The organism is Acinetobacter sp. 766875 (assembly GCF_000582055.1).
Classification (GTDB): Bacteria; Pseudomonadota; Gammaproteobacteria; order Pseudomonadales; family Moraxellaceae; genus Acinetobacter; species Acinetobacter nosocomialis.
The window spans coordinates 42526-66248 of record NZ_JEXX01000017.1; the positions used below are offsets into that span (position 1 = coordinate 42526).

The window sequence follows — 23723 nt, forward strand, 5'->3', positions numbered from 1 at the left end:
CCTGATTCCAGCAATTAAATAAACACTGAAATCAGGGATCACCGTTAGATACTAATTAATCGCTATCTCATAATGAAAATTATCGGCCAAACCATAAGACTCACGGTATTCGACTGCTACTCCTTCAAGATTTTTTGCGATACGGCATACCTTCACTAAAGGGTCTTCAAGGTGATTATTTAAATGGCTATCTTTAATATTTTTCTCAAAAGTTAACCGTTCTGTTGCAGAAGAAATAAATTGACCACAGTGCTGATAATAAAAAGGATAAAGTAGATTCCCAAACTCAGCGATTGGAATTTCTTCCAGATTTTTAAATAAGCGTTCAGGCAGCCAGATTCTTTCGCTTAACACAACGACGTCTTCATGCTTACGGACACGCTCGATATAAAGCAACTTTTCGGTGTGCCCAAGCCCTAACTCGGCGTTTACTTCCGGAATTGCATCACACACTTCTACTTTTTTGATTTGTCCTTGTGGCTGAATAAAATCGCCTTTTTTATTACGTAATCTAAAAAAACGAATGAGCGAGTTTTCAAAGTTAGGTTGTTTTAGGAAAGTTCCTTTTCCTTGCTGTTTGACCAATAAGCCATCTTCAACCAGTCCTTCAACCGCCTTTCTCACGGTTCCTACCGATACGCTATACATTTGCGCAAGTTCTTGTTCACTTGGAATAGGCTCTTCAACTGTCCATTTTGACTGAATCAGTAGTTTTTGAAGTTCCCAACGGACCTTTTCATATCTTGGCAATTTAAAATTTTTAAATGCAGTCTCATCAAGCATTTGCGTTAAACATTATGAAATCGATTTGACAATATTAGCATAGTTTTGTGTAATACAAAAAAGTAAACATATATATGTTTAGATGTTTATATATTTATCAAGGAAGATAATATGACCGCATTGATGCTGATAGCTTTAGCTGTATCTATAGGCTTAGGTTATAAAACAAAAATCAATATCGGATTTTTTACGATAGCGTTTGCTTACCTGATTGGTTGCTTTGGCATGGGCCTTAAACCTTCCGAAGTTATTGAATTATGGCCTGTCAAAATTTTCTTTATTATTTTATCTGTCACTCTGTTTTATAACTTTGCTTTGGCAAATGGCGCACTAGAGAAGCTTGCCAGCCATCTTTTATATAAATGCCGTAATTTTCCTCAGTTTTTACCTTTAGCGATTTTTTTCGCAGCAACCATTATTGCAGGCCTAGGTGCTGGTTTTTATACGGTACTTGCCTTTATGGCACCCATTACACTGCTGCTGTGTAAAAAAACCAATATGAATATGGTTATTGGAGGGATGGCGGCAAATTACGGCGCTCTGGCTGGCGCAAATTTTATGACATCGCAAAGTGGCATTATTTTCCGAAGCTTAATGGAAAATACTGGCATTAGCTCACAAACAGCTTTTTCATATAGCAGTGGAGTTTTTGTCTTAACTTTAATTATTCCAATTGCGGTGTTGGGAATTTATACCCTATGGAATAGAAAAAGTAATTCAATTGTGATTGAAGATCAAAAGCCTGAACCATTCGACAAAAAACAGAAACAATCCATCTTCCTTATTGTTTTAATGATGTCGATTGTTTTAATTTTTCCAATCTTGCACCTTGTTTTTCCCGATGTAAAAACGATTAGCTTTTTAAACTCCAAAATTGATATTGCCTTCCTTGCCATTACCTTCTCGCTCATTAGTTTACTTATGAAACTTGCCGATGAGAAAAAGGTCATTGCACTTGTGCCGTGGGGAACACTGATCATGATTTGCGGTGTCGGTATGCTCATCGCATTAGGTGTGAAGCTTGGCATTATTACGACCCTATCTGAATGGTTAGCAAACAATGTTCCTGTGTGGGTTATTCCAGTACTGTTATGTCTGATCAGTGCCATTATGTCTGTATTTTCAAGCACTCTAGGTGTGGTTGCGCCTACCTTATTCCCAATTGTTCCGGCGCTTGCACTTAGCTCTGGCCTAAACCCACTAGTGCTGTTCATTTGTATTGTGGTTGGCGCTCAGTCTACAGCGATTTCTCCTTTCTCGTCTGGCGGTAGCCTCATTATGGCTTCAGCACCAGCAGACATCGACAAAACCAAATTCTTTAATCAACTGTTATTTAAAGCAATTCCTGTAGGAGTCATTGCCGCTTTAATCGCTATTTTCGCTTTAAAATTTGTAATGTGAGATGAAAATGAACTGTATAGATACACATGCACATGTTTTTTCGACTCAGGACCACAGTATCGAAACAGCACGTTATGCACCTGATTATGAGGCAACTGTACAAAGTTTTATCTCTCATCTTGATGAACACAATTTTACGCATGGTGTTTTGGTTCAACCCAGCTTTTTGGGTACCAATAACCAAGCGATGTTAAACGCAATTCAGCAATACCCTAAGCGTTTAAAAGGGATCGCCGTTGTTCAACATACGACGACTTTTGATGAGCTAGTGAATCTCAAGGCACAAGGCATCGTTGGTGTTCGCTTAAATCTATTCGGTCTTAACCCTCCTGCGCTAAATACTTCTGACTGGCAAAAATTTTTACGAAATGTGGAAAGCCTCAACTGGCAAGTTGAATTACACGCACCGCCGAAATATCTAGTTCAGCTTTTACCACAATTAGATGAATACAGCTTTAATGTCGTAATTGACCATTTTGGCCGAGTTGACCCTGTTAAAGGGATCGAAGATCCGGATTATCAGAAATTTTTAAGCTTACTTAACGTAAAACAGCACTGGATTAAAGTGTCCGGTTTCTACCGTTTGGGTGCCGCTCCAAACAACATAAATACGGCACGACAGGCCTATAACATTTTTAAAGAAAAAGGCTTTTTACACAAACTCATTTGGGGAAGCGATTGGCCACATACCCAACATGAATCTTTAATTACTTATGAAAATGCATTTAGAGCTTTTAAACAGATTGTGTTTGATAAACACGAGCAATGTTTAATTTTAAATCAGAACCCTACCGAGCTGTTTGGTTTCTCACGTACATAAGGAGTATGTATGAAAAATGATATATCTATATCGGAAGTAGAAAAGTCAACGATCCGTAAACTCTCTTTTCGTATTCTTCCTTTCCTCATTCTTTGTTATTTCATCTCATATATTGACCGAGTAAACATTGGTTTCGCCGCTTTAACCATGAATCAAGAAATTGGTTTAACCGCGACTGCCTTTGGTTTTGGTGCGACATTATTTTTTATTGCATATGTCATATTTGAAATTCCAAGTAATATGGCCATGGAAAAGCTAGGTGCACGTATCTGGATTGCCAGAATCATGATTACTTGGGGCATTGTCGGTTGCTGTACCGCCTTCATTACTGGCCCTATTTCATATGCAATCTCACGGTTTTTACTTGGTGCTGCCGAAGCCGGATTTTTTCCTGGTGTATTACTGTATTTAACCCTATGGTTCCCTAAACGATATATGGCTCGAATTGTTGCCGTATTTATGGTTGCCATTCCTTTATCTAATTTTATTGGTTCACCATTATCTGCCTTACTGTTGGGCTTACATGGTTTAGTTGGTTTAAGTGGATGGCAAGTGCTTTTAATTTTTGAAGCATTGCCTGCAATTCTTCTTGGCATATTATGTTTAGTTTGGCTTCCAAATAAACCGAATCATGTTAAATGGTTAAGTTCTGAGGAAAGAGAATGGCTATCGAGTACCTTAACTTTTGAAAAAAACCAACAGTTAAATACTGAAAAACAAGACAGTGCCGAACAGAAAAAGAGTAAGTTTAAGCTTCTGATTACCAATAAATATTTATGGTTCTTCGCAATTATTTATGCAGGAAGCTCTGCAACGAGCAATATTTTATCATTATGGATGCCTCAGATTTTAAAAGCTTTCCATTTAACTGCTATGCAGACTGGTCTTTTAAATATGATTCCGTTTGGTTTAGCTGCCGCTTTCATGATTGTTTGGGGCGTACATGCCGATAAAAGTGGTAATAAGAGTCTCAACACAGCTATTCCATTGTTTGTAACGAGTTTTGGTTTGCTCGTTACTATTTTTACTTCATCTTTAACCTTGAGCTTACTTTTATTCTCACTCGTTTTGATGGGTAACTATGCCATTAAAGGTCCTTTCTGGGCATTGGTTTCTGAGCGCTTACCGCCTACTTTAGTGGCTGTAGGTATTGCAGCGGTAAATACCATTGCGCATATTGGTACGGGGCTTATGAACTCTATTATGGGCATAGTGAAAGATTACTCAGGTAATTTCCCTGTTTCACTTCTACCGTTATGTATTCTTACCTTTATTGGCGCCGTGATTGCGTTGTATTTAGGAAGAAAACCAACTTTGCCGAAAGCACAAAAGGTTCAAAAAGTGGTTTAGGTAATCATTTATTTGCTCTCATTCTTTAATCGAACCCTGCTAATAATCAATATTTAGCAGGGCTTTTTTTACCGTAATGAATACGGTTGATTTACAGAAAAATATTAAAAGCGATAACCCACACCCAAATAAGTAATTAAAGGATCAATATCAACTTTGGTTGATGCATGAATTAACTGCTTACCTGTTTTGCTATCAATCACATCAATATTTGCTCGGTTATTTAACTTTGCATAGGACACGGAACCAACAGCATACCAATTTGGTGTAATGTCATAAGTAGCGCCTAGACTCACAATTGGAGCAATCGCATCAGTCGTTTTCACTCGAACATAAGGGTTTGCACTTGAGGTTTTACCATCTAACGCAGCTCCAGCATTATTGTCTAGCACATTCTGAATCATGTGTCCCGCAGCAATTAAGTCTGAGTTGATTTGGTCGTTTAACTTAATATTGGAGAAGCGTGAATACATAACACCAGCACCAATATAGGGTCTAAACTTATTTACACCAGACTTACCGAATTGATATTGGGCTTCTAATGCTGGAGTCCATGCACGTACCGTAGCAGCTTTCGATTTATTACCAAGATTGGTGATTGGAATATCTTGCAGCAAATCTAGTTTATCTCCAATTACTAAAGCTGCTAACCCTTCAGGATTTGCAAAACCAGATAACGGCGCGTTGATTTCTCCTTTCCCCTTAATATCAACTTTTGGAGGAATCCCACCGATTAACTGTAAAGACACGTTCTCGTTAATATAGTAATTGAACATTAAGCCCAATGTATCTACATCTTCTGCTTCAAGCCCTGTACCTTTTCCTTCCCATTGCTCTAGACCTTTGATAGTTGCCGTACCTGTTATATCAGATGAAACCATGTCATTTTCATCTACGAGTCCTAATAGTTGACCAACCGACTGCTCTTGATTGCCATTTTCATCGACTGGATGACTAAACACCATATCAAGAATTTCTTTAGCATTTTCACCCGTTGATAATTTTGCATTAGGGTCTATTGATTTCATAAATGCTGAAGTAGAAATAGTTCCAACTTTGGCAGTAGTTCCATTTGCTACAGCAGTATTTATGTTGAATGGATTTGCCTTTCCTTGTGGCATGACATGCAACCATCCAGCAGATACGGAAAACCGTTTAAATTCTGCATGTGCTGTCTGTGTTCCCGTTATAAAAGCCACAGCGAGCAGATTCCCGCCGATTAATTTTAAAATATCCATTTTATTTCCTTTATTTTATTTAAGAGGTTTCCATTAACCTCATCATTTAAAATAAAGATTTTTTGAACTTTTGGTAAAATTTTCCGATAAAAAGTATTATAAAACAATATATTAATTTTAATTAATATATTTTAATTGATTGAAAAATATACAATATAAATGTCTTTTGTATGGAAATGATAGATTGAAAAAAAGCCCATCTTCCGATGAGCTTTTTATTTAACTAAATTTAAGAATATGCATTAGACTTTAAATTCTGCTAATACAAAGTTTTTTACGATTTCATCAAAATTAGGTTTCAGAAGAGTTGGCTTGCTATCTTTTATAGTTTTATACCAATAACTCGCTGCAACTCCCATGCTAATCAAAGCTAACAATTTCATTGCTCACCTCACTTATTGGGAAGAGTGGACTTCAACTTAACATCCGCGTTTGTAGCGTTCCAACTCGTTTTAGAGAGGTTTCTGTATATTTTTTAAGCAATGTGTAATAAAAAAAGCCAACATCTTTATGAGCTTTTTTTATAAAAATAGTAAAATTTACTGACGTTTAGTCCACTTTCACTCAACTTAGTATTTATTCTATTACCCTCTTACGGTTATGGATTCTTACCTTTATTGGTATCATGACTGTGTTGTATTTGGAAAGAGATGCCGACTTTATCGAAAGCTTATAGGATTCAAAAAGTGGTTTATATTTTGAAGTTTATAAAAAATCAGTTTTTCTATTTTTAGTTTTTATAAATATTAATAGGCAGCAATTAAAAAAACCAGCGCTACTTAAGGCTGGTTTTTTAATTATACCTCTAATCTTCGTATCATTAAATGCTTAATAAAAAATAATTTAATTACTTAAATATTATTTTTGCCTCAAATGATAATTCACCGTGCTCATAAATATCTTTGAATAATTTTAATACCAGTTCTAAATCTTGATTAACATATTTTGCTTGCCATTCATCCTCATATGGTTCAAAAACATAAACTTCTTCAGGATCTTTAGCTTTTCTATTCACGAGGCGCAAATAAGTACCTTCAGGATATTCTTCATTTTCACTAATACTGCATCCAAATAAATAACCATATTTTGAATCACAAACCATGCTGTAGCTATCAATATCACTATATGCTAATCGTCCAGACTCTTCAGAATAATCAGCATCTGTTTTATGAATAATGACACTCCCACCAACAGCATAAACATTCTTGACTATATTTGATAATTTCTCCCAACCCATTTCTTTTACACCAATTCTTGACTCTGATAAAAAAAGGTTTCTTATTACATAACTACAGACATATAAAATCATTAGTAACCTTTAACATTCACGCTGTCTTCAAACTGTTATTTTTCAACTACTGCACTCTGCTAGATAAAGTATTATTTAAAAATTAAAAAACCATTGTAGATTGCTAATACTCAATAAATTCATGTAATGAATTTATAAAATGTACAAAGTTATCAGCTAGATATAAAATCTTTCTTTTACCCTCATTTATTCCAGAATCATAGAATTCATCGTGTAAAACAAGCACAATCTTAGGTTGATCTTTGATCCAAGGGAATCTGTAATCGAAACAAATAAAATTTCCACCAGGTGTAGATCCAAATCCTATTAATTTTCCCTCATAGTCATCATCACCTTCGGGAAATTGCATCCCTTCTATTCGAGGTTCATGCGAGTATCCTCCTAACTCTACTGTACTGATATTTAGCTCACCATCAGTGTCAACATAGTCAAAGCTAGAAATTTCAGGATAAATTCCATCATGTTGAGAAATAAGTTCAACATATTCTGGCGGAAATGTTACCTCTAAGGTAGCTGCAAAATTTTCAATAATTTCTTTATTAATTGCGCCATTTGGATACTGATCCCCAATATCTTGTAGCATTTGATGGTACTCCAGTATTTAAAAAAATTTTCCTAATATTCTTAAGCTTCATAAATCGCATAGTGCTTTATTAGTACTTTAGAGCACTTTTTTGTAAGTAATTTTCCCAATTCTTCATTAAGCGATTAATATTTTCTGCATAAGAATACAATGATGGATTATATCCATCCGTAGGAGGCATATATTTAATAAAATTATCCATTTCGGCTGGACAATCAAAATCTGTATAAATACTTTCTACTTCATCTAAAGGATCTTCAAAACTTTCTCGATTAAGCCAGAGCCAGCTAAGAATTACATATAACCATTTTTGACTAATGGTCTCATATTCATCTTCTTTAAAATTTGGACATAATTCATAAATAAAAGAACTGATGTCATTTGACTCAGTGGGTATAAGGAATGACAACTCAAGCTCGGCCTTAGTATAGATCTCCGTTAATATAATATTTTCGGCTTTTTTGATTGGCAGTTCCGAAGTAATCAGATTATTTTCATAGCCCCATTTGATATCACACCATGAAAGGTTCACCTTTTCATTGATAAAATCAGCAGGTATTGAATATAAATTCATCTAATAAACTTTTGGTAAATGGTTAAAAATAACTATGATTCTACTCTTTATAGTCTATTCAATATAAAAAGTAGTAATCATCCTTAAAACTTATTCTTCTAAAATTAATAACTCATTGTAGCTTAACTTTTTTTGCATAATTTTATTTAGTATAGAATCAATTTTTTCTAAAGATGCAGCATTATTAAAATCAAACATTATAGATATTTCATTATACCATTCATCCTCGGGTGCATTATCCATCCACTTATCCCCCCATCGATCATCTCTACTCACTTGTACAGAAAAGAAATTTTCATCAATTTCATTTTCATCTAATTTTCTTGGGCCTAAATTTATTACAAGTTCTAGTTTGCTATTAATACACATTAAAGGATAGGCTACCTCACCATCAGGATTGCGCCTAAAATCGATAAAATCATATGCATGAGTCCAGTCATTTCTATCTTTTTCAGGTATATATGCTTTTAATAAATTTGTTAAGCAAAGATACATAGCAGTATATTCATCATAATTCTTGTGCCAGTATAAAAATGGAAACTTCGGATGATTTTTAAAAAAACTTACTACATTTACTGAAACTATCATAATTTTACTTAACCTTTTAAAATTTCACCCTTAAGGACATCTAAATCGATTCTTCGGCAATCATCAGTTGGAGGGATTACACCAATATAATGCTTACCACTAAAACTAAAAGAATGCTTTCCAACAGTAACTCCATATGGTGTTTTTGATTCCATCCAAGCTACCTGCGCTTTATATGCTTTTGTAGCTCCTTGATGATAATCAATAGGACTTTTAATTTTAGTATCTGGTTTACTGTGCCCTTCAAGTTTTAACATAGCTATACGCATAGAAAGCGCATATTGTTTACATAAAATAAGTGGGGGTGGAAAAGGATGATTGGTCCACACACTTCCAGCTTCAGTAGCTGTGACGATCATTCTCTTTCCATTCTGGGCTTGAATTCGTCCATTATGTTGCCCTTTATTACATTCTTTATTAGAGCTATTGCATGACCTTTCAAGCTCTTTCGATTTAGCTTGACTAGCTTGTAAAGCCTTATCTTTTTCAGCTTGTGTAATAGTTGATCTACTATCCTCAATATCTGTAGTAGCCATATCAATTTGTCGATTTAACATTCCTGTAATTGTTCCATCAGCTAGCTCAGATGGTGTAAATAAACCTGTCAACAATACGCCAATAGGATTAACTCTAGTCCCAACTTTCGCAGCTTCACCAACTTTTTCTGCAGCTACACCCCAACCGCCAAATGAGCCCGCATCAATTGCTACTCCCATTTATGGCTCTCCAATGAAGCATAGAACTTTTGACTAGCAGAATTATTTAAACTACTTTCTAGCACTCCTGCTAAAATATCAATTGCTAAAAAAGGAGGCCATAACCGCTCTTCAAGAAGACTACGGTTCCAAGGATCCTCATCAATATTATTTTTATTTAAAATAAAACAGATTTCTCCATACGCTGCTCTCCACTTATTATAATCCTCATTATTTTCCATACCATTAAGATATTTTCTAATTCTTTTTTGAGCAACAATAAGAAATTGAACACCTTTTACTTCATCATTACCAAAGTTTTTTTCTGCTAAATCACTATACAATTGCTTTAATCGATTCCAATTCCATAATGCTAGTGTTTCTTCACGATCATCAAGAAAAGCATCTAAATGTTCTTGCGTAAATTCAATTACCATATCAATTACTCTTTAAACTTAAATAATTATTATCTGAACTCTGATACCACCAATTCTTAATTGGAGTAGTTAATAAAACAAAATTTTCTTCATCTAACATCTTATTTAAAATTCTTACGATGGATGGATCATAAAACCTGAACAATGCTAACTCACCATTTGGTAATTCTGCTTGTAAAAAAGGCTGCAAATGATTAATTAATTCATATTTAGATAGAGTTGTTTCAATAATAGAAAACATTTCAGAATCATTATTCATTAATAATTGCGTTTCAATTTCATACTTCAATTCAGAATTTATACGTACTAATAAGGGTGAAACTTCTAATGGAGTAGTTTCATCTATAGTTCCCTCAAACAAGTTACCAATCTGAACAATTTTCTTTTGAGGCATCTTTTTCAGCCATTTTTTTATAAATAAAGGTTCTTTCGCTGCATCAATGAGTAAATAAAAATTAGTTTCTAAATTATTCTCAGATATTTGCTCAAGTAGTTCTATACTTTTCATATCAAATTTCTCTATGAACAAATGGTAGTGATTTTCTAGCAGCATCTAATAAGCATGAAACACAAATCTTACTAGAAATGTTAGGAAGCGGAAAATTATGCTTTACCCCTTTTGTGAACTTAGTTTGAGATGACTTTATCTCGACCAGACCGGGGCTGTTAATTTCTATTGAACCATCAGACTTTATTTTTATATAACCACCACCGCAAGTGAGCATGATTTCTTTTTTTGCAGCTAAAGTTATTGAGTTTTCTGTACTTATAATTTTACACTCTTTTAAAGAAGCTAATTCTAACTCGTCATTTTGAGCATGTATTTTAATATTACCTTTTGTAGCAAACAGATTTACGCCTTTATCTTGTGTATATAAGCTAAGCCCCTTGGCAGATTGCGCTGTAAGTTCACCAGAAGAACTTATATCAAATTGCTTACCAGCAATTAATTTTATATTATCTTTTGCTACATGAGTCTGGTTGCCTTGACTCACAGAAATAAGATCGTTAACTGAACTCATTAAAATATTGGGCTCCGTGAACTTTTCTAAAGTTTTTTCAGTCTGATTAATTAAATCTAAACTAATTTGGTAATTTTCATCTTGAAAAACTTTACTTGTACGCGCATTTTTTTCTAATAATTGTAATTGATTTAAAGATTCTGATAACTGTGATAATAAATTTTGAATATTTAATTGTACGTCTGTAGCGTTTGCTTGTTCAGCAGTACTAATTAACAAACCTTTTCCAGCTCTTAAAGCTCCCCATTTATCAGTTCTTAACTCAAATCCTTCACCTCTTCCATCACTTTCTGCGGTTTCTTTAGGATGGCTTAAGTTTCCTAAATTCAGTTGGGTTGCGCCGTAACTACTATGGAGCTGAGCACTAATCTGTCCTGTTGTATCATCAAAACGAAGTTGGTTATAACCTTCTCCATCAACTTCTTTAGAACGAATGCCACTTAGTTTCTTAGTCTCTGGCAATTTTCCTTTAATATCAAATCTAGTAGGTGTTCGTTGGGCTTCATGAATACGACCAGTGACAAAAGGACGATCTATGTTGCCATCAAAAAAATCAATCACAACAATTTCATCTTTACGCGGTAAGAAACGCGTACCATAGCCTTCCCCAGCCCAAGGGGTAAGTACATCAACCCAAGCTGAGTCAGTATCTATATCATTGGAACCTGCACCGCCATCATGAGCATGATCATCTGCACGGGTAAATAGGAAACGAACTTTAATACGCCCCCATTCATCGACATGGATTTCCTCACCATCAGTAGTAACTTTGGCTCTTTGTACATGTGCAATAGGCCTATGTTCGAGTGGATCATACTCAGGAACAACAGGAATACTTCTACGAACTACTATCAGCTCATTGGCTTGTCTTTCTTGCTCACTATCTTGACTAATTTGCCAATGGCTCTGAGTAAGTAATTTTTCGACTTGACCCTGTATGTCTTTTGGAAGATTATTTTGATTGTAAAAATGTTTGGATAGTATTAAAAATTCCTTATCATTTTCAGCGTGGTTTTTATCTAGCTCGGGATGCTCAACTAACTGAAACCAGTACCCAACCTGTGCATCGCGTACACTACTGTGCGCTGTAAAATATTTAGCCTGCAGAGCTTGATATTGGCTAAGATGTCTATTTAATTTATCAAGTTGATCATTACTTGATACTGTAGCTTGATCTTCACCTTTAAGATCACTAATCCATGATGGAGATAAACTCCACGCTTGTTCCAGACTCAGACTTTCATTGTCTCTTTGTGAACTATGTTTATGTGAGCTCACAATTGAGCCACTTCCATCTTGCTGACTTAAACTGTCTGCTTGCCAACGTTGCACATGAATAGCAGTCGGTTGTAAATGACGCTCTGCAATAAAACTAGTGATACTGTCATATTGCTCTGTAGCATTTGAACGATGATAGCGTATTGTTCTTCGATCAAGTGACTTAAATTGAAAGTTATCATCAATTAATCTCAGCTTTTGAGATTCTATGTCCCCACTATTATTAGTAGTAATATAATTTGATTCATCTATAAGCCAGTTAATAGATTCTTCACGCATTAATCTTGTTAGATAGGTGTAATCACTTTCATTGGCCTGCATGGAAAAAGGTCTTATATCATAAGATTTGGTTAAGCCACTTGTATCAAGTTTTAAACTAGCTGCAAATAATGAACTTTTGGTCTGCCACTCTTTGAATATAATTTCTACAATATCAACTACACTTTTATTCATAAATACGCGACTATTACGTCTTTTATGCCATAAACTTGTGGGATCCTGCATAGTTAAGCGATAAAGACTAAAAGCACCATCACTTTGTCCCTGACTAGCACCTGTAATTATGCCTGTTGTTCTAAATAATTTACCTGAATCAGTGATTTGATCGATTGCTACTTGGCACCCTATAAATTGTTTAAGTTCAATATACGGATTGGTTGATAAACAAATAAGTTCTGCGGATAAACCCTCATTGATACCATGATAGCCATCAATACGTTGCAACATAATTTGAGAATTGAGTTGCATATTTGAAAAATGAATACTAATAGCGCGTTTTTGTATTCCATAACCTAATTTATCAAGAATACTAAAAATACTATTGAACATTATTTATTATGACCTTTATTAAAAATAAAATACGGGAAAAACACAAAGGTATATAAAATACTCTTAATTTTCATGCTTTTGAAACTTGATTAAGTTTCTTATATATCTCAATACATGACGTAATAATATAATATTTTTCTTATTTTTTCAATAATGTTAGTATTCAGGTAGTAATGCCAATATTTTACCTGATTTAACAATATTTAATGATTTTCCAATGAAGAAATATTTATTAATTTGCCTTTTACCTATTTTTATTACTGCTTGTAGTGCTAAACCAACCCCACAAGAAGAACTAGATATTCAAGCTACCTTTTTGCCTACTGTCTTCAATCTTGATGCAGGTACTTATGCTTTAGCTCCAAAAGAAGCTCCTACAGCTTTAACCAAACAATTGTATGATGATGCATTATTTAAACTTGGTTTATTAAAAAGATATGATGACCAAGCAAGTGCAGAGTCCAAACTTGAAAAGTCTGTGAGACCTGTTGCTTTAAATACTTTATGTTTAATGAGTAAGTTTGTTAATAACCCAACTTATATAAAAGCTGTAAAGCATAGTATTGAGCAAGAGCCTGATTTAAATAAATGGCTCAAGGAACAACAACCAAAGTGGCAAGAAGCTTTGAAAAAAGAGGGCAAGGAAATTTTTGATCATCCTTGTTTATAAAAAGTAGCTTTCTAAAGAAAAGAAGCGTAACTACTAGTTATTCTTCTTTCTATTACTTACCATTAGTTGTTTGACAATAAACTGCTAAAATTAGTTACATACTTTTGCCACTTTAAAAAAGTCTTTTGTATTATAAAACATACTAATTTCTCCCCATTTTACGTTATCTTTCTCTCTATAAATTATATCTTTAACAACAGTGCCATCCGAGTTAATGACAGCATCCGCTACCAATGCCGCTTGTTGAGTATTACAGTTTATTTTCATTTTAATGAATCTTTTACCTAACCAAGTGGGACGACCATTGGGCTTCATAACTCCAGTAAACATCATAGAAATTATGGGGTATCCATCACTATAATGTTCACGTACACCAGGCCTAATATACGTAGCATCTGAATTGTTTTTAGTTAAAAATACCCATGTAATATCATTTTCGATAATATTTTTTTCTTCAGCTTTATTTGTCGAAAGATAAGTTGCAATAGATTCATTCTTAATATGCTGTGGGACAAGATCTGTTTTGTAATGAGCTACTTCTCTACTATCTTTTTTTAAATTCTCATCTACAGTTTGTTTTGGAACTTCATTTTGATTGCTAGAAGATGACTGATCATAAATTGTATTTGGTTGAGTATAATTATAAGGATAACTGCCACTTGAAGATGTAGTTTTTGTACCTACCTTTCCATTATATGGATTGACGTTACCAACTGTACTCCAATTATTATAAAGTCGTCCATCTGGGTTAGAACGGATGTGTGGACTTACATAGGTTCCATTTTTGCGATAATATCCCCGTACTGCTACACCTGCATGAACAAAAGATATATAGAAATTGCTAGCCAGAAGTAAACCGACAAATGTAAAAGTAGTTTTAATTGTCATATTAATGCTCAAGAATATTTTAATTTATTCATTAATAATATTACTCTAAGTTGTTAAATTTCTATATTTTTCAAAAAATTTATTGATTAATTGGCAGTTTACTCCCATTTTAAAAACAGGACTAATTAACTGCGCCTCTCTCCCCCAAAAAACCGCTCAACCACCATATCCCTTTCATCCAAACTGTTTGAGCTTAAAATCTGGAACATCAAGCCATCTATTAGATTTAAAACCAAATTGGCGTCAGGTTTTAACTCATGAGTTTCTAAACTAAAAATCAGGTCAAAAATCTCATGAAGCAACCATTTTCTATACTCTATTGCCATACGGTAAGCCTGTGGGTAAGCGATTTTAATTTCAAAAAAGGCTTTAAGTAAAGGTAGTACAGGCTATTAAAGTTGGCATGTAAGTTAATAATTTCTTTAAGTTTCTCTTTTGAAGTGCGGTAATGGCCTGAGTAAATAATGGAGAGCACTTCTTCTCTGAGCAAGCTTTCTTGAAAGGCAATGCACATTTCAATTAAACCTTCTTTTGAGCCAAAATATTTATAAAAGGTGGATTTGGTAATTTGGGCTTCTTTAGCAATCAGGTCTACGCCCGCTGTGTGAAAACCGTAAGTAACAAATAGGCGTATGGCAGTATGAATAACCTGTAATTTTTTGGAAGAAGTTTTTAAATTTTGCATAGTTTTACCGTTATAAATTCTTGTTGTTTCTAAAAGAGATTTAAAAAGCCTGTGCCTTTTCTGGGAGAAAAAAAGGCACAGCAAAGCCGTAAAGACTGTGCTTGGCACATCTCAAGTTTTATTGTTGCTAAGTTTTAGACGTAATGATTTAAAGCCTGAAAAGCCTATAGGCAATCAAACTGCTTTAAATTGATTTAAGTGGTGTCGAGATAGTTTTTGACAGTGACTGCCAATAATTTATGAATGTGCATAGCCAACTCCTTCTTTTGGGAGTTCTGCCGAAACATTATAAATTATGGTGGCAGAACGGAAGCAGGTTGACGGACTGGGTTCGACATCCAGCACACCCGAAGGTGTCCCACTCCCGTCCTACCGCTACGGGAGGGAACGGGTGTGCACACAAGACTACTCCTCAGAAGAAATAATCCTGATGTGGTCGAATCATCGGTCCGTCAAAACCGACTGGCAATGTAGGCCAGCCCGCAAAGGATAGTATCCAAGTCACTTACAGTCAAGCATACAAAATGACATTTGCTTTAAATTAGATCATTAAAAAGTAAGGATAAATAGTTAAAATTTATTGTTAATTTTTTATTTATAAAAATGCATAAAACAAAACGATCTACTCCTGTCCCTACCCAAGTACTGCCCAAATTATCAATTCTTTTCGCCCTCTTTGAACCTTTTATGACAACTTAAATGGAAATAAATAAATGACATTGCTAGCCATAGGATAAATCCCTAGGCTTTCAGTTCTTTCTTTCAATTGTTCGATAGAAAGTCCTGAAATGGGTTCACGCCCGCCCCAGACCAACAAGCCTTTTTTAGCATAGTCTTCGAGTACTTCTATGGTTTTTCCACTTTTAAGCTCAATCACAACATTTTTTTCTTTAATTGGGAGTAATTGCGCATTTTCATCGGTAACGAACATAGTCAGGCTTATAGCTGTCACTATTTGTTCTTGGTATGGCGCGATAATAATTCCATTACTAGCAACTGGCGTAATGCTTAGTTGTGAAAACTGCAAATCGGTTATAGGCTCTTGATTCGGAGCACGACCACTCCATATAAGAATGCCTTCAGGGAACGCGGCTAAAGGTTCTTGGCTGTCATTGATCTCTAGTATTTTTCCGTCATCAAATTTAATAACCAGACTTTGTCCTGCATAGCGCGTTAAAGCACTATTTTGGTCAACAGTAAAAATTTTCATTTAATTTCATTCCCCAACAGCCAAGCATAAGATCATAACGGTTAGCTATCGTTTTAAGTTGGTATTTTTGTTTAGCTTGCATTTTTTCTATTTTTGTTTATGATTGAGTAATCACTCAATTAATCTGTTTGTATATGGCTCGTCCTCGTAGTGAAGATAAACGTAATGCAATTTTAAGCGCTGCTATCGAAACATTAGCAGAGCTTGGCGAACGTGCGTCTACTTCAAAAATTGCTAAAGTTGCTGGCGTGGCAGAAGGCACTTTATTTACCTATTTTAGTAATAAAGAAGAATTGCTTAATCAGTTATATCTTTCGCTCAAGGCCGAGCTACGTCAGGTCATGATGCTTGGTTACCCTACCGACTCAGACTTACAAACACAAATGTCGCATATCTGGCAAAGCTATTTGGACTGGAGTTTAGAAGCTCCCCTTAAACGTAAAGTCATGGCGCAGCTTTCAACATCGGAACAAATTACTGAGCAAAGCAAACAAATTGGTATGCAAACCTTTTGTGATTTTACTCAAAACATTCAAGAACGTATTAACGATGGCAAATTAAGAGATTATCCACCGTTATTTATTGCTTCGATTTTAGGTGCGCTTGCCGAAGTTACACTTAATTTTATTGCCCAAGACCCTTCTCAAGCCGAGCGTTATCGCAAATCTGGCTTTGAAGCGTTTTGGCATGCCGTTTCAATATAGATAAAAGAGTAAGGATGCACGGCGTCCTTATTTTTAAACCAATTAATGAGTGAGTAAATACTCATTTAAATGAATTAAAATAAGCACTTAACCCAAGTTCTTATTTGTACATATAGGTTTGTTCCAAATAAGGAAAAACAAGATGACGATTTCAAACACAACAGACTTGCCTTCTCCCCTAATGCCATCTCAACAGCACAATGGCAAATTTAGAAATACGCGTCCGAACCAACACAAGCCTTCTTTTGGCAAAACACTTCAACTTATGTGGAAGTTTCTTTTTAACAAACCAAAAGACACTGTACCTAACAAAGAAATTCCTGTTTTAAGCTTAACCAAAGAACAATTATTAAGTGCGCCTGACCGCTCTCTATTTCGTTTGGGCCACTCAACCATTTTGTTAAAACTGCAAAATGAGTTTTGGTTAACCGACCCTGTTTTTTCTGAACGTGCTTCACCTTTTCAATGGATTGGTCCAAAACGTTTTCACCAGCCACCGATTAGCATTGCAGACTTACCACCGATTAAAGGTGTGATTTTGTCGCATAACCACTACGACCACCTCGACTACCATGCGGTTATGCAGCTTAACGATAAAGTTGAACATTTCTTAACGCCGCTTGGTGTGGGCGATACCCTTATTAAATGGGGAATTCCAGCAGAGAAAGTTCGACAACTCGACTGGTGGGACACCACGCATGTAGATGGACTTGAACTGGTCGCTACCCCTGCCCATCATTTTTCAGGCCGTGGTATGGGCGATAGCAATGCAACGCTTTGGGCGTCGTGGGTGATTATTGATAATGACTTACGTGTGTTTTTTAGCGGTGACACGGGATATTTTGACGGGTTTAAAGAAATTGGACATCGTTATGGTCCGTTTGATTTGACCATGTTAGAAACTGGTGCTTATGACCCTGAATGGCCCGATGTTCATATGCAACCAGAGCAAACTTTACAAGCACATTTAGACTTAAAAGGACGTCATTTGTTGCCTGTACATAATGGTACTTTTGACTTGGCGCTTCATGCTTGGGACGATCCGTTTGAACGGATTGTAGGTTTGGCTCATGAAAATAATTTAGCCATTAGCACACCGCAAATGGGACAAATTTTGAACTTAAACGAGCCGAATGTTGAAAATTATTGGTGGCGTTCATAGTTCGATAAAAATAAGCCGAACACTCCATTTGCAGTATTCGGCTTATCTTATTTATAACTTTGAATAATTTTCACAAAGCACTCTTTTCAAGCGTTTCTATAATCGCTAAAGCTGTCTTTTTAGCTGAAAACGGGTTTTGACCAGTAATCAAATTGTCATCTTGAACGACATACGGCGCGAAAGGAATAAAAGCCTTTTCATAACGAGCGCCATATTCTTTAGCGAGCTCTTCGGCATTGTACGGCACTTTTTTCGCTACCCCTGCCAGAACCTCTTCACTCCATGCGAAGCCAGTTAATTTTTTACCTTCTATTAAACGTTTGCCATTTGAAAGTCTGACGTTAAGCAAACCGCAATAACCGTGGCATACACTCGAAACAATCCCACCTTTTTCATAAATATTTTTGGTGATTTCTTGCAGTTCAGGATTATCTAAAAAATCCCACATCACACCGTGACCACCCGTGTAATAGATCACGTCATAATCTTGCCAATGAATATCGGAAGGCTTAAAAGTATTTGCTAACAAAGTAATAAAAGCTTGGTCTTTTTCTCTGGCTTTAACAGATTTATCTGCAACCAAAGGCGCAAGCGATTTAGGCTCGATTGGGGTTTTTCCGCCATTTGGGCTGACAATATCTTGCACATAACCTTGCTTTTCAAACTCATCATAAGCATGGGTGAGCTCTCCTAACCACAGTCCTGTCGGCTCATCTACATCCTTGTAGCGTGAAACATTGGTCACGACATGTAATATGCGTTTAGACATTTTTTCACCTCATTTTTCATATTTATAATTCTATTCTTTCATCTATCAAAGCATAGAAAGCTGTTACTGAAAGTGTGTGCTTGGTAAAGTTATGAACCTTGATTTTAAGTAACTATAAGTCTAAAGTTAACTTGAATGTCAATAGAGTATGTGGCTATGAATATTAGCGAGTTATCGAAACTAAGTGGTTTAAGTACCCCTACAATTCGTTATTACGAGCAAATCAAACTCTTGCCTAAAGCAAAAAGAAAGTCGAATGGTTATCGTGAATATACCGATAACGATTTAAAGCAACTTTCTTTAATTCAACAGGCCCAGCAAGTTGGTTTTTCTTTAGCAGAAATTAAATCATTTTTACCGTCAAAAGTGACTACTTGGAACCATGACGCACTCATCCAAACACTTGAATCTAAAATTCAAGAAATCGAACTTTTAGAACAAAAGCTTAAAGTCAGTAAGCAAAATTTACTCACTATGATTGAAGCAATTAATAACAATCCCGATGAAATTACCTGTGAAGAAAATGCCGAACGCCTTATGAATCTCTATTACGATAAATCAAAAACGCCATAAACTTATAGAATTCTATTGACCTTAAAGTACACTTTAAACATACGATGGATCACAGGTGATAAATGAGGAACCTCTGATGTTTAAAGTGTGGAATTTTCAACGTTGGTTAAGCATTATTTTTGCCATTCTTTTATCTACAAATGTGGTTTATGCCGCAGGTTCAGATAAAGCTCAAAGCCTTGCAAAAACAAATGGAAAAATTTTAGTCGTAATGACTAATCACTCGGCTTACCCTTCTCGTTCAGATAAAACAGGACTTTGGCTAACCGAGCTCACCCATTTTTATGATGTTGCATTAGCTGCCGGCTATGAAATGGACTTTGTAAGCCCTTTAGGTGGTGAAGTGCCTCTAGATGAACGTAGCTTAAAGTCTATTTACTTAGACAAATCTGCCCGTCAGCATTTAGCCGACCCAGCATTTATGCAACGGCTAAAAACAACATTAGCTCCGAACGCGATTAATCCTACCCAGTACAAAGCCATTTACTATACGGGTGGGCACGGCACCATGTGGGATTTCCCAAATAATAAAGCTTTGCAAAACATTAGCGAACAGATCTATCGCCAAGGTGGAGTCGTTTCAGCAGTCTGTCACGGTGTAGGAGGTTTATTACCTTTACAGGATGAAAATGGCAAACCGTTAATTGCAGGTAGAACTGTTACGGGTTTTGCAAATATAGAAGAAACACTTTCAGGTATTAAGTCTCAAGTTCCATTTTCTTTACAAAATGGACTCATTGAACGTGGTGCAAAATATAAAGAAGCATTTATTCCGTTTACCTCATATGTGGTTTCAGACGACAGAATTATTACTGGACAAAACCCTCAGTCGAGTAAAGAAATTGCCGAAGCAGTCGTTAAACGTTTAAGCAGCATGAAATAAATCTAAAAAGACGAATTACAGACTAGCCTTGTAATTCGTCTTTCTCATATAAATATTATAGAAAAAATTAACCAACCTTTTGATAGTGAAGAGCTATCGCACCAGAAGCAAAGGTTTTATTTTCAATAAGTTTAAGATTGGTCTTTTGTTGAATACCTTGGAATAGTGGCAAGCCACTACCAATTAAAACGGGCGAAACCGTAATTTTATATTCATCAATTAAACCAAGTTGCATTAGATAGTGTGCAAACCGTGGACTCCCCAAAATCACCATATCCTTGCCCGGTTGCTGCTTGAGCTTATTAATTTCTTCTTCAACATGGTCTTTGACCAGTCTGGAATTATTCCATTCAACTGTATCTAAGGTTGTTGAAAAAACGATTTTTTCAGTCTTTTCAATCCACTCAGCATGATTTCGTTCATGCCCCGAAGCTTCGGGGTTTGAAAGCATGGTTGGCCAATAATTATGCATCATCTGGTAAGTCGCACGTCCCCAAATTACCGTATCGGCAGTACTCAAGATTTCTTTTGCATGATTTGCCAAATCAGCATCATAAGCAATCCAACCTATGTCCATTGCCCCATTTGGTCCTTCGACAAAACTATCAAGCGATGCATGTAGAAACAGTATGAGTTTTCTCATTATTCTCATTCCTTTGTTATGAAAAAGATTTATCGTTTTTAGTATATTCAATTTAAATGATGTCTTATGGAGTGTTTTGTTTTCTGATTTTTCTTGTATCTATATAGCTCTATATCCTCCTGAAATATTTATAAAATATATAATTAACCCGAACAAGAATGGCTCCTTATTCGGGTTATCTACAAACATACTGTTTTAATAAAGGCTTGGTTAAGTAATGACTAGCGGTCCAGAACCCGGCAGCTCGGTCACTAGCTTATACCCCATCAGTTTTGCGGGTGTATATGTACCGCCTTTAACGGTATTTTTGAGTAAATAATTCACCACAGCCAGTGAGCTATTTACGGTAAGACTATAGGCGTTTTCCGTTTGAATACGGGCAGTTTTGATTTCCCCACGTGCATTTCTTGCTTCGCCCCAAACATAGGTAGGTACTTTCGCGCGAAGCTCCTCATTTGGCCCCACAACCGTTTTTTCAATACGTGACTTAATAAACTTCTGCACAGCATTGATTTTTAATACTGGGCGTACATAGTTCAGCATTTTCGCGCCAAAAATCATTTTAGGAAATGCAGGTACAAACACCTCAATGTTTGGAATGCCGGTTGTATAGAATGCTGTCGATACGTCTCCCCAAGGAACACTCATGGCACTTTTTTTACCATCACCAAAATCAATAGTCCGGACATAATGTGCTAACGGAACAGTGGTAATTTTTCCGTTTTTACGAATTTTTCCACCTTCGGCCATGCCTTCTGTACTTGTTTTGGCTGTACCCGGTGAAAACCCTGTTCTAGAGTCAAAACCAAGCGCTAAATGGGTCGCATCTGGCAGTGCTTCTTTCAAGGCAGCAGCAACACAGTCTGTTGGAATGACATCGAAACCGACACCCGGACAAAGCACAATATCGGCTTTTTCGGCTTGGCTGTTCAGTGACTGTGCCAGTTCAAATACAGCGATTTCACCCGTAATATCTAAATAGTGAGCACCTGCATTTATACAAGCTTCCTTCATAGGCTTCGATGTCGCTGAAAATGGCCCTGCACAGTGCATAACCAGCTTAAAACCTTGAAGTTGCTCACGTATTGCATCTACGTTATCAAGTCCAAAAGCTTTATAACCAAGCCCCAACTCTTGAGCAAGTGCTTCAACCTTAGCTTTGTTACGGCCAGCCAAAGTCGGTTTTAGACCTTGGCGTTCAGCTTCACGAGCGATTAATTCGCCCGTGTAGCCATTTGCTCCATAAATTAACCAGTTTGAATCATTCAGATTTGTCATAACACAACTCACTTTTTAAGAAGCAAATGAATAGTTACGCATGCCTTTTTTATACTGGCGAGTACGGCATGACATCGCTGATTGTTGCAAAATTAAAGCCCAAGCTGGTGAAACATTTGGTTTTGTTTTTTTACCAGCACTTAAATTACGTAACTGGAATTTGACCACAGCCATGTTGGCAAGTGAAGCCAATGTTTTATTTTCCCATGTAATTGGCTTGAGTTCAGGTGAAATATTTTGGCCTTGTTTCCAAGCATTTGGCAAATTAGGTTCAATCGCTAAAGCTGTGGCAATACCGACCATATCTACACCACTTTCAATTACTTTTTCTGCCACTTGTTTACGGCGTATGCCACCTGTCACCATAACAGGCATTTTGGCAACTTTACGAATTTCTTGTGCAAATTCTAAAAAGTAAGCTTCACGAGCAAGTGTACGACCATCACGTGCTTGGCCTTGCATTGCAGGCGCTTCATAGCTACCACCTGAAAGTTCAACTAAATCAACCGCATGCTCATTTAACATTTTAACCACTTGCTGAGCATCTTCAGCGCTAAAACCGCCACGCTGGAAATCGGCTGAATTTAGTTTCACTGCAACCGTGAACTGTGGTGAAACTACTTTACGAACCGCTTCCACAATCTCAATTAAAATACGAGCGCGGTTTTCTAAAGAACCGCCCCAACGATCTTGGCGTTTATTGCTCAGTGGAGAAAGAAACTGGCTTAATAAATATCCATGCGCTGCATGAATTTCCACACCAGTAAATCCTGCTTTTTCACCTAAACGTGCCGTGTTTGCAAAACGCTGAATCACTTCTGCAATCATGGATTCAGTCATTTCAATTGGTGTGTTAAAGCGATTTGACATTTTGCCAAGATCTAGTGAAATAGCTGATGGCGCCCAAGTCTGCTGACCTAGGTTAGCTTGCATTTGTCGACCCGGATGGTTAATTTGAAGCCAAACCTGAGCACCTTTGGAACGGCTAATTTGTGCCCATTTTTTGAAAGTATCTAGATGCTTTTCATCTTCAAGCACTACGCCGCCCGGTCCAGTCATCGCTCGGCGGTCTACCATCACATTTCCGGTAATGATTAGACCTACGCCACCATTTGCCCAAGCCTGATATAAACGCATTAATTCTTCTGATGGTGCATGGTTTAAATCAGCCATATTTTCTTCCATTGCCGCTTTAGCAATACGATTAGGAACATATGAGCCATTTGGGAATACTAATTTTTCGAACACTTTCATTGGAATGACCTCATTCAGTATGGCTTTACTTTAAGATTAAAGCTAACTTTAATGTCAATACCTTTTATTATTTCTCTCTTTATTACTTTTAATTTCAA

Annotated in this window: 25 protein-coding genes and 1 pseudogene; 8 read left to right on the forward strand and 18 right to left on the reverse strand. The window is 36.2% G+C overall.

Annotated features, from left to right (window positions below; all coding sequences use genetic code 11):
• Positions 1 to 51: 51 nt before the first annotated feature.
• Positions 52 to 783, reverse strand: coding sequence for a GntR family transcriptional regulator (locus J576_RS13830; RefSeq protein ID WP_002050860.1), 732 nt, complete (start codon positions 781 to 783; stop codon positions 52 to 54).
• 111 nt (positions 784 to 894) lie between these two features.
• Between J576_RS13830 and J576_RS13835 the strand changes: the two genes are divergently transcribed.
• Genes J576_RS13835 through J576_RS13845 form a run of 3 tightly spaced genes read left to right on the forward strand, consistent with a single transcriptional unit; the run spans position 895 to position 4354 of the window.
• On the forward strand, positions 895 to 2184 hold the full coding sequence (locus J576_RS13835) for an SLC13 family permease (protein WP_002050826.1): 1290 nt from the start codon (positions 895 to 897) through the stop codon (positions 2182 to 2184).
• 7 nt (positions 2185 to 2191) lie between these two features.
• The gene (locus J576_RS13840) at positions 2192 to 3004 is read left to right on the forward strand and encodes an amidohydrolase family protein (protein WP_025467882.1); all 813 of its coding nucleotides are present in this window, start codon (positions 2192 to 2194) and stop codon (positions 3002 to 3004) included.
• A gap of 9 nt (positions 3005 to 3013) precedes the next feature.
• Positions 3014 to 4354 (forward strand): MFS transporter, encoded by a 1341-nt coding sequence (locus tag J576_RS13845; RefSeq protein WP_002050847.1) that lies wholly within the window; start codon positions 3014 to 3016, stop codon positions 4352 to 4354.
• 104 nt (positions 4355 to 4458) lie between these two features.
• Here J576_RS13845 and J576_RS13850 read toward each other — a convergent pair whose 3' ends face one another.
• The 10 genes from J576_RS13850 to J576_RS13895 form a co-directional block, all read right to left on the reverse strand.
• Positions 4459 to 5592, reverse strand: coding sequence for an OmpW/AlkL family protein (locus J576_RS13850; RefSeq protein ID WP_002050861.1), 1134 nt, complete (start codon positions 5590 to 5592; stop codon positions 4459 to 4461).
• Positions 5593 to 5834: 242 nt separating this feature from the next.
• On the reverse strand, positions 5835 to 5975 hold the full coding sequence (locus J576_RS19825) for a hypothetical protein (protein ID WP_002050829.1): 141 nt from the start codon (positions 5973 to 5975) through the stop codon (positions 5835 to 5837).
• A 464-nt stretch (positions 5976 to 6439) separates the two neighbouring features.
• On the reverse strand, positions 6440 to 6901 hold the full coding sequence (locus J576_RS13860) for a hypothetical protein (protein ID WP_025467880.1): 462 nt from the start codon (positions 6899 to 6901) through the stop codon (positions 6440 to 6442).
• A 103-nt stretch (positions 6902 to 7004) separates the two neighbouring features.
• The gene (locus tag J576_RS13865) at positions 7005 to 7484 is read right to left on the reverse strand and encodes an SMI1/KNR4 family protein (protein WP_002050823.1); all 480 of its coding nucleotides are present in this window, start codon (positions 7482 to 7484) and stop codon (positions 7005 to 7007) included.
• A 70-nt stretch (positions 7485 to 7554) separates the two neighbouring features.
• On the reverse strand, positions 7555 to 8058 hold the full coding sequence (locus tag J576_RS13870) for a DUF2247 family protein (protein ID WP_002050870.1): 504 nt from the start codon (positions 8056 to 8058) through the stop codon (positions 7555 to 7557).
• A gap of 90 nt (positions 8059 to 8148) precedes the next feature.
• Positions 8149 to 8646, reverse strand: coding sequence for a hypothetical protein (locus J576_RS13875; RefSeq protein ID WP_025467878.1), 498 nt, complete (start codon positions 8644 to 8646; stop codon positions 8149 to 8151).
• An 8-nt stretch (positions 8647 to 8654) separates the two neighbouring features.
• The gene (locus J576_RS13880) at positions 8655 to 9362 is read right to left on the reverse strand and encodes a hypothetical protein (protein ID WP_002050880.1); all 708 of its coding nucleotides are present in this window, start codon (positions 9360 to 9362) and stop codon (positions 8655 to 8657) included.
• A complete protein-coding gene (locus J576_RS13885; protein ID WP_002050891.1) occupies positions 9353 to 9778 on the reverse strand; it encodes a hypothetical protein in 426 nt (141 codons plus the stop codon). The genes J576_RS13880 and J576_RS13885 overlap by 10 nt, the downstream gene beginning before the upstream one ends.
• Before the next feature lies 1 nt (position 9779).
• Complete coding sequence (locus J576_RS13890) at positions 9780 to 10286, reverse strand: DUF4123 domain-containing protein (RefSeq protein ID WP_002050818.1); 507 nt, start codon at positions 10284 to 10286, stop codon at positions 9780 to 9782.
• Between the two features lies 1 nt (position 10287).
• Positions 10288 to 12906 (reverse strand): type VI secretion system Vgr family protein, encoded by a 2619-nt coding sequence (locus J576_RS13895; protein ID WP_002050840.1) that lies wholly within the window; start codon positions 12904 to 12906, stop codon positions 10288 to 10290.
• A gap of 217 nt (positions 12907 to 13123) precedes the next feature.
• Between J576_RS13895 and J576_RS13900 the strand changes: the two genes are divergently transcribed.
• Entirely contained in the window at positions 13124 to 13576 is a 453-nt protein-coding gene (locus J576_RS13900) for a putative periplasmic lipoprotein (RefSeq protein WP_002050892.1), read from the forward strand.
• A 90-nt stretch (positions 13577 to 13666) separates the two neighbouring features.
• Here the strand turns inward: J576_RS13900 and J576_RS20085 are convergent, their stop codons facing one another.
• From J576_RS20085 to J576_RS19835, 3 genes and pseudogenes are all read right to left on the reverse strand, one after another.
• Positions 13667 to 14464 (reverse strand): hypothetical protein, encoded by a 798-nt coding sequence (locus J576_RS20085; protein ID WP_002050887.1) that lies wholly within the window; start codon positions 14462 to 14464, stop codon positions 13667 to 13669.
• 125 nt (positions 14465 to 14589) lie between these two features.
• Positions 14590 to 15149 (reverse strand): annotated as a pseudogene (locus J576_RS20345) (TetR/AcrR family transcriptional regulator).
• Between the two features lie 685 nt (positions 15150 to 15834).
• Positions 15835 to 16359, reverse strand: a complete 525-nt coding sequence (locus J576_RS19835) for a hypothetical protein (protein ID WP_002050877.1) — start codon at positions 16357 to 16359, stop codon at positions 15835 to 15837.
• A 134-nt stretch (positions 16360 to 16493) separates the two neighbouring features.
• Between J576_RS19835 and J576_RS13920 the strand changes: the two genes are divergently transcribed.
• Together J576_RS13920 and J576_RS13925 are read left to right on the forward strand one after the other, a co-directional pair.
• Positions 16494 to 17063: a TetR/AcrR family transcriptional regulator gene (locus tag J576_RS13920; protein ID WP_002050884.1), complete on the forward strand. Its 570-nt coding sequence runs from the start codon at positions 16494 to 16496 to the stop codon at positions 17061 to 17063.
• A gap of 142 nt (positions 17064 to 17205) precedes the next feature.
• Entirely contained in the window at positions 17206 to 18225 is a 1020-nt protein-coding gene (locus J576_RS13925; RefSeq protein ID WP_002050900.1) for an MBL fold metallo-hydrolase, read from the forward strand.
• A 70-nt stretch (positions 18226 to 18295) separates the two neighbouring features.
• On the opposite strand, the gene J576_RS13930 is transcribed toward J576_RS13925, so the two are convergent.
• Complete coding sequence (locus tag J576_RS13930) at positions 18296 to 18994, reverse strand: type 1 glutamine amidotransferase domain-containing protein (protein ID WP_002050820.1); 699 nt, start codon at positions 18992 to 18994, stop codon at positions 18296 to 18298.
• Between the two features lie 156 nt (positions 18995 to 19150).
• Here J576_RS13930 and J576_RS13935 point away from each other — a divergent pair, with 156 nt between their 5' ends.
• The gene (locus tag J576_RS13935) at positions 19151 to 19567 is read left to right on the forward strand and encodes a MerR family transcriptional regulator (protein ID WP_033855638.1); all 417 of its coding nucleotides are present in this window, start codon (positions 19151 to 19153) and stop codon (positions 19565 to 19567) included.
• Positions 19568 to 19643: 76 nt separating this feature from the next.
• Positions 19644 to 20450, forward strand: a complete 807-nt coding sequence (locus J576_RS13940; protein WP_033855639.1) for a type 1 glutamine amidotransferase domain-containing protein — start codon at positions 19644 to 19646, stop codon at positions 20448 to 20450.
• A gap of 67 nt (positions 20451 to 20517) precedes the next feature.
• Here J576_RS13940 and J576_RS13945 read toward each other — a convergent pair whose 3' ends face one another.
• The 3 genes from J576_RS13945 to J576_RS13955 form a co-directional block, all read right to left on the reverse strand.
• Entirely contained in the window at positions 20518 to 21093 is a 576-nt protein-coding gene (locus J576_RS13945) for a dihydrofolate reductase family protein (RefSeq protein ID WP_002050894.1), read from the reverse strand.
• Positions 21094 to 21303: 210 nt separating this feature from the next.
• Positions 21304 to 22371, reverse strand: a complete 1068-nt coding sequence (locus J576_RS13950; RefSeq protein ID WP_002050817.1) for a saccharopine dehydrogenase family protein — start codon at positions 22369 to 22371, stop codon at positions 21304 to 21306.
• Between the two features lie 15 nt (positions 22372 to 22386).
• Positions 22387 to 23625 carry an NADH:flavin oxidoreductase/NADH oxidase family protein gene (locus tag J576_RS13955; RefSeq protein WP_002050809.1) on the reverse strand — a complete coding sequence of 413 codons (1239 nt, stop codon included), beginning with the start codon at positions 23623 to 23625 and terminating at the stop codon, positions 22387 to 22389.
• Between the last annotated feature and the right edge of the window lie 98 nt (positions 23626 to 23723).

What these genes read in the sequence shown, in the direction of transcription:
- J576_RS13830 (WP_002050860.1), bottom strand. Translation starts at nt 783, where the DNA reads ATGCTTGATGAGACTGCATTTAAAAATTTTAAATTGCCAAGATATGAA.
- J576_RS13835 (WP_002050826.1), top strand. Translation starts at nt 895, where the DNA reads ATGACCGCATTGATGCTGATAGCTTTAGCTGTATCTATAGGCTTAGGT.
- J576_RS13840 (WP_025467882.1), top strand. Translation starts at nt 2,192, where the DNA reads ATGAACTGTATAGATACACATGCACATGTTTTTTCGACTCAGGACCAC.
- J576_RS13845 (WP_002050847.1), top strand. Translation starts at nt 3,014, where the DNA reads ATGAAAAATGATATATCTATATCGGAAGTAGAAAAGTCAACGATCCGT.
- J576_RS13850 (WP_002050861.1), bottom strand. Translation starts at nt 5,592, where the DNA reads ATGGATATTTTAAAATTAATCGGCGGGAATCTGCTCGCTGTGGCTTTT.
- J576_RS19825 (WP_002050829.1), bottom strand. Translation starts at nt 5,975, where the DNA reads ATGAAATTGTTAGCTTTGATTAGCATGGGAGTTGCAGCGAGTTATTGG.
- J576_RS13860 (WP_025467880.1), bottom strand. Translation starts at nt 6,901, where the DNA reads ATGATTTTATATGTCTGTAGTTATGTAATAAGAAACCTTTTTTTATCA.
- J576_RS13865 (WP_002050823.1), bottom strand. Translation starts at nt 7,484, where the DNA reads ATGCTACAAGATATTGGGGATCAGTATCCAAATGGCGCAATTAATAAA.
- J576_RS13870 (WP_002050870.1), bottom strand. Translation starts at nt 8,058, where the DNA reads ATGAATTTATATTCAATACCTGCTGATTTTATCAATGAAAAGGTGAAC.
- J576_RS13875 (WP_025467878.1), bottom strand. Translation starts at nt 8,646, where the DNA reads ATGATAGTTTCAGTAAATGTAGTAAGTTTTTTTAAAAATCATCCGAAG.
- J576_RS13880 (WP_002050880.1), bottom strand. Translation starts at nt 9,362, where the DNA reads ATGGGAGTAGCAATTGATGCGGGCTCATTTGGCGGTTGGGGTGTAGCT.
- J576_RS13885 (WP_002050891.1), bottom strand. Translation starts at nt 9,778, where the DNA reads ATGGTAATTGAATTTACGCAAGAACATTTAGATGCTTTTCTTGATGAT.
- J576_RS13890 (WP_002050818.1), bottom strand. Translation starts at nt 10,286, where the DNA reads ATGAAAAGTATAGAACTACTTGAGCAAATATCTGAGAATAATTTAGAA.
- J576_RS13895 (WP_002050840.1), bottom strand. Translation starts at nt 12,906, where the DNA reads ATGTTCAATAGTATTTTTAGTATTCTTGATAAATTAGGTTATGGAATA.
- J576_RS13900 (WP_002050892.1), top strand. Translation starts at nt 13,124, where the DNA reads ATGAAGAAATATTTATTAATTTGCCTTTTACCTATTTTTATTACTGCT.
- J576_RS20085 (WP_002050887.1), bottom strand. Translation starts at nt 14,464, where the DNA reads ATGACAATTAAAACTACTTTTACATTTGTCGGTTTACTTCTGGCTAGC.
- J576_RS19835 (WP_002050877.1), bottom strand. Translation starts at nt 16,359, where the DNA reads ATGAAAATTTTTACTGTTGACCAAAATAGTGCTTTAACGCGCTATGCA.
- J576_RS13920 (WP_002050884.1), top strand. Translation starts at nt 16,494, where the DNA reads ATGGCTCGTCCTCGTAGTGAAGATAAACGTAATGCAATTTTAAGCGCT.
- J576_RS13925 (WP_002050900.1), top strand. Translation starts at nt 17,206, where the DNA reads ATGACGATTTCAAACACAACAGACTTGCCTTCTCCCCTAATGCCATCT.
- J576_RS13930 (WP_002050820.1), bottom strand. Translation starts at nt 18,994, where the DNA reads ATGTCTAAACGCATATTACATGTCGTGACCAATGTTTCACGCTACAAG.
- J576_RS13935 (WP_033855638.1), top strand. Translation starts at nt 19,151, where the DNA reads ATGAATATTAGCGAGTTATCGAAACTAAGTGGTTTAAGTACCCCTACA.
- J576_RS13940 (WP_033855639.1), top strand. Translation starts at nt 19,644, where the DNA reads ATGTTTAAAGTGTGGAATTTTCAACGTTGGTTAAGCATTATTTTTGCC.
- J576_RS13945 (WP_002050894.1), bottom strand. Translation starts at nt 21,093, where the DNA reads ATGAGAAAACTCATACTGTTTCTACATGCATCGCTTGATAGTTTTGTC.
- J576_RS13950 (WP_002050817.1), bottom strand. Translation starts at nt 22,371, where the DNA reads ATGACAAATCTGAATGATTCAAACTGGTTAATTTATGGAGCAAATGGC.
- J576_RS13955 (WP_002050809.1), bottom strand. Translation starts at nt 23,625, where the DNA reads ATGAAAGTGTTCGAAAAATTAGTATTCCCAAATGGCTCATATGTTCCT.